General features: G+C 39.7%; 10 protein-coding genes. 6 read left to right on the forward strand and 4 right to left on the reverse strand.

Features of this window, described 5'->3' with window-relative positions; all coding sequences use genetic code 11:
* Positions 1 to 9 precede the first annotated feature (9 nt).
* From H4J56_RS05470 to H4J56_RS05485, 4 genes are all read right to left on the reverse strand, one after another.
* Positions 10 to 837: a cyanophycinase gene (locus H4J56_RS05470; RefSeq protein ID WP_182221773.1), complete on the reverse strand. Its 828-nt coding sequence runs from the start codon at positions 835 to 837 to the stop codon at positions 10 to 12.
* Positions 838 to 845: 8 nt separating this feature from the next.
* Positions 846 to 2,018, reverse strand: a complete 1,173-nt coding sequence (iadA, locus tag H4J56_RS05475) for a beta-aspartyl-peptidase (protein WP_182258976.1) — start codon at positions 2,016 to 2,018, stop codon at positions 846 to 848.
* Between the two features lie 401 nt (positions 2,019 to 2,419).
* Positions 2,420 to 3,691 carry a glutamate-5-semialdehyde dehydrogenase gene (locus H4J56_RS05480; RefSeq protein WP_083278014.1) on the reverse strand — a complete coding sequence of 424 codons (1,272 nt, stop codon included), beginning with the start codon at positions 3,689 to 3,691 and terminating at the stop codon, positions 2,420 to 2,422.
* A gap of 185 nt (positions 3,692 to 3,876) precedes the next feature.
* Positions 3,877 to 4,656 (reverse strand): pyrroline-5-carboxylate reductase, encoded by a 780-nt coding sequence (locus H4J56_RS05485; RefSeq protein WP_182221775.1) that lies wholly within the window; start codon positions 4,654 to 4,656, stop codon positions 3,877 to 3,879.
* 381 nt (positions 4,657 to 5,037) lie between these two features.
* On the opposite strand from H4J56_RS05485, the gene proB reads away from it, so the two are divergent.
* The 6 genes from proB (at position 5,038) to H4J56_RS05515 (ending at position 11,501) form a co-directional block, all read left to right on the forward strand.
* Positions 5,038 to 6,216, forward strand: coding sequence for a glutamate 5-kinase (proB, locus tag H4J56_RS05490; protein ID WP_182213667.1), 1,179 nt, complete (start codon positions 5,038 to 5,040; stop codon positions 6,214 to 6,216).
* Positions 6,217 to 6,470: 254 nt separating this feature from the next.
* Complete coding sequence (locus H4J56_RS05495; RefSeq protein WP_182258977.1) at positions 6,471 to 7,817, forward strand: DASH family cryptochrome; 1,347 nt, start codon at positions 6,471 to 6,473, stop codon at positions 7,815 to 7,817.
* Complete coding sequence (locus H4J56_RS05500) at positions 7,810 to 9,366, forward strand: cryptochrome/deoxyribodipyrimidine photo-lyase family protein (RefSeq protein ID WP_259368161.1); 1,557 nt, start codon at positions 7,810 to 7,812, stop codon at positions 9,364 to 9,366. The genes H4J56_RS05495 and H4J56_RS05500 overlap by 8 nt, the downstream gene beginning before the upstream one ends.
* Before the next feature lie 6 nt (positions 9,367 to 9,372).
* Complete coding sequence (locus tag H4J56_RS05505; RefSeq protein ID WP_083278015.1) at positions 9,373 to 9,519, forward strand: DUF2256 domain-containing protein; 147 nt, start codon at positions 9,373 to 9,375, stop codon at positions 9,517 to 9,519.
* 51 nt (positions 9,520 to 9,570) lie between these two features.
* Positions 9,571 to 11,121 (forward strand): cryptochrome/photolyase family protein, encoded by a 1,551-nt coding sequence (locus H4J56_RS05510; RefSeq protein ID WP_182258978.1) that lies wholly within the window; start codon positions 9,571 to 9,573, stop codon positions 11,119 to 11,121.
* Between the two features lie 128 nt (positions 11,122 to 11,249).
* Entirely contained in the window at positions 11,250 to 11,501 is a 252-nt protein-coding gene (locus H4J56_RS05515) for a TIGR03643 family protein (protein ID WP_070375800.1), read from the forward strand.
* Positions 11,502 to 11,550 lie beyond the last annotated feature (49 nt).

Below are 11,550 nucleotides of genomic sequence, written 5' to 3' on the forward strand. Positions count from 1 at the left end.
CTAAAGAGACTAAACGGCTTTAGGTGATGCGACTCGAGTATTTAAACAATAAGTATCACCGTGACTAAGCATATGAAGTTTTAACCCTATCAAGGTAATGGAATCTCCTGTACGAGCTTCAGCCATTGAACTGTGCTGCAAATCAGAAGGGTCAACTACCGTAATACTTCCGTGTCCAACTACTTCTAGTAACCCGTCTGGCGCAATAAAGGCAGCGGTATTTTCACAAATTCCGAGTCCTGAAGCAAAAGGATTATATGAAACAGCAGAAAGTAGACGTCCTAAACGATTACGTTGACTAAAGTGTTGATCTAAAAGTACTTTACTTATTAAACCTAAGCCAGGAGCAAAAGTTACACCTTGCTCATTAGGTAATGCACCGGTAGAGCCACCTGCAATCATATGCTCAGGCATAATAGCGGCACCTGCAGATGTTCCTGCAACATGCACACCTTCAGAGTTTAATTTTCTTATACTCTGTGCAACCGAAGTACCGCCTAATATAGTCGACAAGCGTAATTGATTACCACCGGTAATAAAAATACCTGTTGCGTTTTCAAGTGCGGCTAAATAATCTTCGCGCTCAGCATCTTCTCTGCTATTTATCGGTAAAGATATCGCATTTTTGACATTAAGATTACGAAAAATAACTTCATAATTTGGCCCAGTCTCAGCAAGCTGTGACGCGGTTGGAATAATCACTATATTGGCATTTTCATCGCCACATAATTCTACAAAACGTTGTAGAATTATTGGGTCATCAACACGCTCTTCTGCCCCCCCGATTGGAATTATAAATCCCCTTTGCTGACCTTCAGCAATTTTTGCTGGACACATACCTACCTCTACTCAAAAGTTCCACTTACTACTGTTGTGTTGTCACGTTTATGCCAACGACCTTTTATCATCACGTCAGTAATTTCAAATTTGTTGTTAAGTACGAGCATATCGGCATCGTTATTACGTACTATTTTTCCTTTACTGTGTAAACGTAACAACGTAGCCACGTTGCTAGTAAACATCGGTAAAATACTTTCAAGCGCAATATTCTTTCTTAATGTTGCTTGTAATGTTTCCAGTAATGTACTGGCTCGGCCAAAGTCCATGTGTTGTAATTCGCCTTGTTGATCGAAACAAGGTAAACAACCACCACCGTCTGAACTGACGGTTATTTTGTCCAAGGGTAAACCTCTTTGTAGGGCAATTTCTATCGCATCGCATGCCTCTAAACCAGGCTCTGCTGTGCCTTCAGGAAAAGCGGTAATATCGATATAACAGCCGTGCGCTAATAATTTGCAACTATCTTCAAATAATGGCTTATTTCGATTAACGTGCGTCGGATTAAAGACACGGGCAGGAATTTCTGTTTCACTAATCGCTCGCTCTATTAATTCAAGACGCCGTTCACCATCACCGAGATGAAAATGAATAATACCGGCTTTGCCTGTTAATAAACCCGCAACATGTGCTTCACTTGCTAGTTTTATTACTTCTTCAAAAGTTGGTTGGCTTGAACGATGATCGCTAATAGCAAACTCACCAATACCAATAACCGGCTCTAAAAAAGTAATATCTGCTTTTGCGCTACCAATTAACGTTGTTAACGGATAATGATAACCACCGGTCCAACAATATGCCGACATGCCTTCTTCACGGAGTCCGTAAACTTTGCTTATTAGGTTGGCAATACTCCGAGTGGTGTCATCTGTACCTAAAAGTCCAACTACAGTTGTCACACCCACTTGGGTAAATTCTGAAAGAGAAACTGGGGGAACTTGTGTTGAAAAACCTGCTTCACCACCACCACCGGTAATATGAGCATGACTGTCGATAAAACCTGGCACTAGGTATGCGCCATTAAAATCGATAACTTCAACCGGCCAGTTATCAGGGATATTATGGTGGGCATGATCAGATACATCAAAAATATCAGCGATTTTTCCACCAGCAATCAGCACATCTTTAATACCCATAGGAGCAGGGTTATAAAGGTTCACGTTTTTTAATAATGAAATCATAGGTTTACGGTAAGGCTTTATAAATGACGGGCAAGTATAGACTATTCTATACCTAGTCCTAAGGGTTGCAACTATAACATAGCTATAATTTCTCAGCCAACTACATTTGTAAACGAAAGGTTTAAATACTGTTTTACTAAGTAGTTAAATCTATAGTGCATTGATAAGGTTCACGAAAGTGATAGTAATCCCTCGCCTAAACTAACGGTAGCTTTAACGTTTTAATCGTTTGATAAATGTATGGGGGATTTACGTGAAAAAGGTCTGAACTTAATATAAATAGCTAGCCCCTAACACGCGGTTAGAGGCACTATTATTGCTAACAAAAAAGTGTTAACTAGGTATAGCTTTAGCTAAAAGTTTGGTACTTTTATGCGTGGTAGTGTTTAACGCAAAAGCGTTTAAGGACGAGTTTGCCCTTGACCGGCAACACGGTATTTAAAAATGGTTAGCTGCTCTAAACCAACGGGTCCACGTGCATGTACTTTACCGGTCGCAATACCAATTTCAGCGCCCATACCAAACTCACCACCATCAGCAAACTGAGTTGAGGCGTTATGCATCACCACGGCAGAATCGACCGAGCGCATAAACGTTTCCGCGATTTCCGCATTTTCAGTGATAATAGCATCGGTATGTTTAGAGGAATGCTCTTCAATAAAATCAAGCGCTTCATCTAATCCAGATACTACTTTAACCGATAAAATCGCATCAAGGTATTCAGTATCCCAATCGGCATCAGTTGCAACATTAATACGGGGATCGCAGGCTTGAGCCGCAACATCGCCACGAATTTCACAACCCGCTAAGGTGTCTACGAGTTGTGGTAAAAATTCTTTTGCTATTGCTTGGTCTAACACTAAACTTTCAGTTGCACCACAAACACCAGTTCTGCGTAATTTGGCATTTTTAATGATACTGAGTGCTTTGGTCAAGTCTGCGTCTTTATCAACATAAATATGGTTATTGCCATCTAAGTGAAGCAAGGTTGGTACTTGAGCTTCGTTTCTGACTAGCTCAACTAAACCTCGGCCACCACGAGGAATAACTAAATCAACATAATCGGCACAGCGCAGTAAAGCGGCAACGGCAGATCGGTCATCGGTGTCAACCAGTTGTATACAGTTAGCCGGTAAGCCAGCCGCACGTAAACCCGTTGCCATACACTCAACAATAATACGTGTGGAATTTAAGCTTTCAGAGCCGCCACGTAAAATTACCGTATTACCTGACTTAAGACATAACGCGCCAGCATCTGCGCCAACATTAGGACGTGATTCATAAATCATCCCAATAACACCAATAGGTGTTGCTACACGGGTTATTTTAAGACCATTGGGACGGTCAAATTCAGCTAATACTCGACCGACAGGATCGGCTAGCTTGGCAATGTCTTCTAGCGCGACAGCCATACCTTCAACTCTTTCAGGGTTAAGCTCTAATCGGTCTACAAACGAATCGGCTTTACCGGCTTTTTTAACGCTTAAAACATCGAGTGCGTTTGCTTTTAGCAGTGCGTCCATATTTTCACGAAGCGCATTTGCGGCAATAGTTAATGCTTTGTTTTTTTGTTCTGTCGTTGCACAGGCAAGTACTTTGGCCGCGGCTTTTGCTTGCTTACCAAGCGTAGTGATCATTGTTTCTATATCAGTATTCTTAGAGGTATTTGACATTAATTTTTATCCTTTTACTTGTTCATTTAACGCTAAACTGTTTGATCAACTTTTTTACTTGAATGATATTAACTTTTATTTTTATCGCTAATATTAATATCAAAAGCAATAATAAAAGTTCAGTTTAAAGAATTTAGGGTTTTCATTAAAAATGTTTGAGTGCGTCATTGCTGACTGGACTAAAGTTAGCGCAAGGCTACCGCACGTTGATAAGCCGATAAAACAGTTGAGTCAAATAGAGACGCTAACTGTTCATCTTGCATAAGCGCACTTAATCCTGCCGCTGTTGTACCATTTTTACTGGTTACTGAGTTTCGCAAAGTCTCGGCATCTTCTTTACTCGTTAAGGCCAACTCCATCGAACCACTGAGTGTATTCAATACCAACTCTCTTGCAGTTTGCGGTGAAAAGCCGAGTTTAATTGCCGACTCTATCCAACAACGTGCTATTTCAAAGGCATAACCAGGACCACTTCCAGCGACTGCCGTTACTCGGTCTAGCTCGTCTTCGCTGGTTGTTATGTGTGTATAACCAACGGCATTGGTTAATGCTACAGCGTTTTCAATTTGAGCCGCACTACAACGAGAGTTTGCGAAAAGTCCGCTAACGCCTCTACCAATTTTTGCGGGTAGATTTGGCATAACGCGAACAATAGCTTGTTCGCCAATCAGTAGTTCTATTGAAGAAACCGAGTAGCCAGCAGCGATAGATATAATGCAACCCGAATCAGCAAGATGACGACGATAGCTTGGTAATATTTTTTCAATAAGCTGTGGTTTAATCGCAATAACAATGATGTCGAAACGTTGATCAGCTAGCTCTTCAATGGCTTGTCTGACGATAACATTCTGCGGTGCTTTAACTAATGAGGGATTAATAATAGTGATGGTGTGATTTGTAGAAGTTGCCCAACGAGTCAATAAAGAACCGCCCATTTTACCACAACCAATCATAAGTAATGACATGAAACTCCTGTTGTTTTTTAGCTTACATTGAATGAAATACAGATCGTTTTGCAGGTGTTCAGTACGAACTTTTAAAATCCGATAATATATTTTTCAAAACGTTGAGTTTGAGTTCAATTGAAAAATTATCTTTTTTAGTATATGATATCTGCACTCATTTGTCGATTGCCGTCAAATTCTAACGTTTTTACCAACGTTTCAGCAATTTTTTATCTATTACTTTTAACGCGGTCAACCGCAGATAAATTTATGTTATCAGTAATAAGCAATAATTCTAATACGACAATAAAATATCACGAAAATAGCTGCAATTTGTTGAATCAATTTTGTGAATGATTCAACGCTACTATTTATTTTAATTAACCAGAGCACGGAGTAATTTTGCCCTCATTTGAACAACAAAAAACTGATAAATCTTCTCGAAACAAGCCACGTATCGTTATTAAAGTGGGTTCGAGTCTCTTAGCAAATGTTAAAAATTTAACACCTAGTTTTGCTTTTATGCATGGTCTCCTAAGTGACATATCTTTGTTACGCGAGCAAGGCTACGAAGTTGTACTGACCTCTTCTGGTTCAGTAGCATTAGGTCTAAATACGGTTGGTTGCACTATTGAAAATGCTAGTGTGCAAGATAAGCAAGCGGCTGCCGCTTGTGGACAACCCATCTTAATGCATGCCTACAAGCAAATTGCACTTGAGTATGGTTTTGATATAGCACAGGTTTTAGTTACCTTAGATGATTTAGAAAATAGACGTCGCTTTCTCAATATTAAAAATACCGTTCATCGCCTAATAAAACAAGGCGTAATGCCTATCGTCAACGAAAATGATACGGTGACTACAGAAGAAATTCGTGTCGGAGATAATGACAGACTTGCTGCTAAAGTCGCACAAATGATTGGCGCAGAGTATTTGTTTATTCTTACCTGTATCGATGGCGTGTATGACCGAGACCCTTCAGAAGAAGGCGCAATTTTTGTCGATTCTATCGAAGATGTTAGTAGTTATATGGAAGCGGCAAGCGGCACCAGCTCTTTAGGTACCGGTGGCATGCTAACTAAACTACAAGCGGCCAATATGGCGCAAAATGCTGGTTGTACAACCATTATTTCGAGAGGGACGATGGAAGCGCCTGTTACCGGAATATTGCAAGGTGATCGCAGACACACTAAGTGTATTGCTCACTCATCACCTTCATCTGCATGGAACATCTGGCTAACTGACCGTTTGCAAATGGCCGGTAGTTTAGTGATAAAACAAGAAGTTGCTGATGCATTATTTGGCGGTGACGAAGGATTTACCTGTCACGATGTTGTTTCAATACATGGCAACTTCGAGCGCGCAGATGTGCTTCACGTCTACGACGAAAAAGGTGAAGAAATAGCACGTGGTTTGTGTAACTTCTCATCGGATGAAACAGCCATTATTGCTAGTCGTCCAGACGAAACGGTGCAAAATATCCTTGGGTATAGCGCTTCACAACGATTGATCAATAGTGAAAACTTGGTCGTCTTAAGTGAACATCATCTTTCTTGGGATGAACCTGTTCAAGATGATTAATTGATTAAATGACCTCTGCAGCAATGCAGAGGTTTTTTTTTATCACTTAAATACACTCGTCATTCTTACCTATTAAGTATTAGCCTCAGCTAACCGACTCAACTATGATTTTCTGTAAAACCTGCTTTTATCAATTAGTGGCCGATTAACTGCCTGACTACATCGAGTTACACCCGCATATAATAACTTAACGATGTTGATCTAATCGCTAAGTTAATTCGTATATAATTTTTTTGAATTTTCGAATTATATCTATGAAACGTTCCTTATACTGGGTGACTAACGATCTTCGTCTCAATGACAACATTGCACTTAACTTAGCCAGCCAAAGCGAACAATTACTTTGTGTTTATGTTGTTGATAAAAAGTGGTTCGAGCCAAAGAACTATCAATCTAAACCTTTGGGTGATAAACGCTGGCACTTTTTACAGGGGTGTTTGAGTGATTTTAATCAAAGTTTATTAGCATTAGATCAACAACTTTACATTGTTTACGGGGACACATTATCGAGTTTAACCGCGCTCTGTGAAAAATATGACATTACCGATGTTATTACCACACGTCTTCCTGGCACATATGAAAACAGTTTGATCGATGAGCTCGGTCGGCGTTTGCCCGAAGCGGATATTCATCAGGTCGATCAATTTACGTTATTCCCACATCACGTTTTACCCTTTGAACTTGAGCAACTCCCAATAAGTTATTCTAAGTTTAGAAAGGTGATGGCTGATATTAGCATCGCTGATGTTACACCCAGCACTCAATCTTTGCCCAGTATGTTTGCTAATATGCCTTCACCAACAATTTTTAGGCCATCGTGGTTACCTAACACACCTTATCAAAGGGCAAAGTGTGGTTATAATTTTGAGGGCGGTGAAACTGCCGGTTTAAAGCAACTTAGTCGTTACTTTTCATCGGCTTTACCGGCTGATTATAAACAGGTTAGAAATAATTTAGACGGCTGGGATAACAGCAGTAAGTTATCGGCTTGGTTAAATTATGGTTGTATCTCTGCGCGGCAAGTAAACCGCTCCATTACTGATTTTGAAGAGCAGCAAGGGGAAAATAGTTCAACACAATGTCTATATTTAGAATTATTATGGCGAGAATACTTCCAGTGGCTACATTTTAAAGTCGGTGCAAAAACCTACCAATTTAAAGGTTTGGCTGAACATCCACCCTTAACTTCATTTTATCCTGAGCGTTTTAATAAATGGTGCTTAGGTCAAACTCCTTATCCGCTTGTTAATGCCTGTATGAATGAATTAATGACCACAGGTTATATAAGTAATCGAGCCCGTCAAATTGTAGCCAGTTGTTTGGTTAACGAACTCAGTGTTGATTGGCGATTTGGCGCGGCTTGGTTTGAAGAGCAGCTAATAGATTATGATGCTGGAGTTAATTGGGGTAATTGGCAGTATATTGCGGGTGTCGGCGTTGACCCTAGAGGTGGCAGACATTTCAATATTGAAAAGCAAACAGCACTTTATGACCCTGATGGGGGTTATCAGGCTAAGTGGCTTACCCGAGATGATTATTCGAGTAAGCCACTGGATTCTGTCGACGCTTCTGATTGGCCAGTGCAACCGCTAAATGACTAAGACACTTATTGAAGAAAAACCGATGAATACAGCGGTAAATGTTGTTTGGCTGAAACGTGATTTACGGCTCAGTGATCATCAACCTTTAGTGCAAGCGATTAAATCGGGTCAAACCTTGCTTTACTACGTCTTTGAACCGCTACTTATAAATGATCCTCATTATGATGAGCGGCATTGGCGTTTTGTTTGGCAATCTATTGCTGATATGAATAGTCAGCTAGCCGCTTTTAATTCACGTGTATATTTGTATTTTGGTGATGCAATAGCGGGCTTAATTGAAATCAATAACGTCTTTAAAATAAGCGGGTTGTTTAGCCACGAAGAAGTGGGTTTATTATCGACCTTTGAGAGAGATAAATCGGTACAACAGTGGTGCCAAGCACAAGATATAATTTGGAATGAGAGTCAATTTGGTGCAGTAAGTCGTGGCAAAAAAAATAGAATTGATTGGGACAAACACTGGCGCCAAGTGATGAAAGCCCCGCTGGAACAAGCCAAATTATCGGATGATGTTCTAGCGAGTTGCACATTAATAGATAAGCTATTTGTCTGCAGTTTTCCAATATCATGGTCAATAACGGATGACTTTATGCTCAAAGGTGGCGAGATTTGGGCACAAAGAACCCTGCAATCCTTCTTAAAGGGTCGTGGTAAGGGGTATCATTTTGATATCTCTAAACCGCAAGCAAGTCGTAAAAGTTGCTCTCGGTTGTCACCTTATCTAGCCTGGGGCAATATAAGTTTAAGAGAGTTCTATCAAACTATTTTGATAACAAGATCAGAGCGGGGTTGGAAACGACCAATAGACGCGCTGGCTTCTCGGCTACATTGGCATTGTCACTTTATTCAAAAATTTGAAAGTGAACATCAAATGCAATGGCGACCCGTGAATAAAGCCTATAATGACTTAATGTATCCAGATATTCATTGTGGACTGAGTGTTGAAGAACGACTAGATAAATGGAAAACTGCGCAAACAGGTTATCCATTAGTTGACGCTTGTATGCGGTGTTTAGAGCAAACTGGCTATATAAATTTTCGTATGCGGGCGATGCTAGTGAGTTTTTTATGCCATCACTTACTGGTGGATTGGCGATTAGGCGTTACCCATTTAGCACAATTATTTCTTGATTTTGAACCTGGCATTCATTACCCACAATTTCAAATGCAGTCTGGTGTTACTGGTACTAATATCATAAGGGTTTATAACCCGGTTAAGCAATCATTAGAGAAAGATAGTCATGGTGAATTCCTTAGAAAATGGTTACCTGAATTAGTTGAGTTACCCAATGAAGTTATTCATACACCCTGGTTATTGTCACCCATGGAACAACAGCTTTATCAATGCCAATTAGGTGATGATTATCCATCTCCTATGGTTGATATTAACGAAACAGGCAAGATTGCTCGCGATTTACTGTGGGGCTTTCGTCAACGATTTACCACTAAAAAAGAAGGGCAACGTATTGTAGCTAAACATGTTAGAGGTAATAAAAAAATATCCAAAGCTAAAAAACCTCAACAGTTAAAAATTGCAGAAAGTGATTAAGTTATCATGCATAAAAAATTAACGTTACCCGAGAAAAATTGCCAGACTTGTAAAAAGAATTTCTTTTGGCGTAAAAAATGGCAAGCGTGTTGGGAAGATGTCCGCTATTGCTCTGAGCGTTGCCGACGTAGTAAAAATGACAGCATCAGCTAAAATAATTATGTATAGATCAATTCAAAGTTAAATGTAAAGTAAGGTAAATTAATGAAGGCGAAACATCTTAGGCTAATATTAGGCGATCAACTTAATGTTATGCACAGCTGGTTTGAACGGGTCGATAGCGATGTTGTTTATGTTATCGCAGAGCTTTATCAAGAAGCTAATTATACTAAGCACCACAGTCAGAAGATAACAGCGTTTTTTGCTGCTATGGATAATTTTGCTCAAACTCTGGAGAGTAAAGGGCATCAGGTTTGCTATTTAACCTTAGATGAAACAGCAAAATATCAAGATTTACCTGCTTTGATCGACACATTAGTGACCACTTATGCCAGTGAAGATTTTAGTTTTATGCGTCCTGATGAATATCGATTGCGCGTGCAATTAAGCGAGATGTCAGCTCAATTATCGGTATCTGTCTATGAAGTCGACAGTGAACACTTTTTATTACCCTTTGATGAACTCGCTGATCATTTTAAAGCCGCTACCCACGTAAGAATGGAAAATTTTTATCGTTTTATGCGCAAGCGCTTTGCTATTTTAATGAATGGCGCCAAGCCTGAAGGTGATGCTTGGAATTTTGATGCGAATAATCGTCAATCCTTTAAAAAAACCGATCTTAAATTTATTCCTAAACCATTGGTCTTTGACAACCCAGCAAGTGATTATTTACAACGGATAAAACATCATAAGATTGACACGATAGGGCGTGAATCTGAGCATGTTGCTTATCCTATTAATCGCCAACAATCGCTAGAATTATTAACGTTCTTTTGCGAACATCAGTTAGAAAACTTTGGTAATTTTCAAGATGCGATGACTGTAGCCTCACCTTATGCATGGAGTTTGTACCACTCGCGGCTGAGTTTTTCATTGAACTGTAAAATGCTTAATCCGCTTGAGGTCATTGAAACCGCTCTGGCTGCCTATCAAGCATCAGCAGGTAAGATAACCTTAGCGCAAATCGAAGGTTTTGTTAGGCAAATATTAGGCTGGCGAGAATATGTTAGAGGTATGTATTGGGCTAATATGCCTAATTATGCCGAGCAGAATTTTTTAGAGGCAAAGCGTGATTTACCCGCTTTCTTCTGGAATGCTAATACTAAAATGCAGTGCTTAAGAAGTGCTATCTCGCAATCACTCAAACATGCCTATGCTCATCATATTCAACGATTGATGATCACCGGCAACTTTGCTTTATTGGCTGGTATAACGCCTAGCCAAGTCGATGATTGGTATTTAGGTATCTACATTGACGCGATTGAATGGGTAGAATTACCGAATACCCGCAGCATGGCACTTTTTGCTGACGGTGGTTGGATAGCGACAAAACCTTATGCGGCTAGTGGTAATTATGTCAATAAAATGAGTGATTATTGCAAAGGTTGCCATTACAACGTTAAAGAAAAAGTGGGTGCTAATGCCTGCCCATTAAACAGTTTGTATTGGAATTTTATTGATCAAAATTATGAAAAATTTGCTGGCAATCATAGAATGAGTTTCCCTATTCGTAACTGGGATAAAATGGAGCCTGCGAAAAAAATTGAAATTAGAGAGCACGCAACACAGTTATTGAATAATCTAGATAATTTATAGGCTCATGAGTTAGCGCTGGCTAGATAGGCAGACCCTCAGTTAATGGATAAAAGTTAGGCGCTAATGGTCTTTATTTATCAGTGGCGCGTATAACGATTATGTTTATTTACTACCTTTAGGATCCTTTTATGCAATTTTCTATGGATGAAGAGTCAAGAATTATAGAAATGGCTTGGGAAGATAGAACACCATTTGAAGCAATAGAACATCAGTTTAGTTTGCAAGAGCCTGATGTTATTAAGTTTATGCGTAGTCACTTAAAACCTAGAAGCTTTAGATTATGGCGGGAAAGAGTAAGTGGACGCTCAACCAAGCATGTAAAATTAAGAAGTCCTGACGTATCGAGAGGATACTGCCCAACGCAATATAAACAACGTTGATCACAGCTATATAAAAAAATATCAATAAAAAGGGCATCTTATGATGCCC

Origin of the sequence: Colwellia sp. BRX8-4 (genome assembly GCF_014077345.1) — a bacterium.
GTDB lineage: Bacteria > Pseudomonadota > Gammaproteobacteria > Enterobacterales > Alteromonadaceae > Colwellia_A.

Coding starts and splice junctions, on each gene's coding strand:
- H4J56_RS05470 (WP_182221773.1), bottom strand. CDS start 837: ATGTGTCCAGCAAAAATTGCTGAAGGTCAGCAAAGGGGATTTATAATT.
- iadA (WP_182258976.1), bottom strand. CDS start 2,018: ATGATTTCATTATTAAAAAACGTGAACCTTTATAACCCTGCTCCTATG.
- H4J56_RS05480 (WP_083278014.1), bottom strand. CDS start 3,691: ATGTCAAATACCTCTAAGAATACTGATATAGAAACAATGATCACTACG.
- H4J56_RS05485 (WP_182221775.1), bottom strand. CDS start 4,656: ATGTCATTACTTATGATTGGTTGTGGTAAAATGGGCGGTTCTTTATTG.
- H4J56_RS05495 (WP_182258977.1), top strand. CDS start 6,471: ATGAAACGTTCCTTATACTGGGTGACTAACGATCTTCGTCTCAATGAC.
- H4J56_RS05500 (WP_259368161.1), top strand. CDS start 7,810: ATGACTAAGACACTTATTGAAGAAAAACCGATGAATACAGCGGTAAAT.
- H4J56_RS05505 (WP_083278015.1), top strand. CDS start 9,373: ATGCATAAAAAATTAACGTTACCCGAGAAAAATTGCCAGACTTGTAAA.
- H4J56_RS05510 (WP_182258978.1), top strand. CDS start 9,571: ATGAAGGCGAAACATCTTAGGCTAATATTAGGCGATCAACTTAATGTT.
- H4J56_RS05515 (WP_070375800.1), top strand. CDS start 11,250: ATGCAATTTTCTATGGATGAAGAGTCAAGAATTATAGAAATGGCTTGG.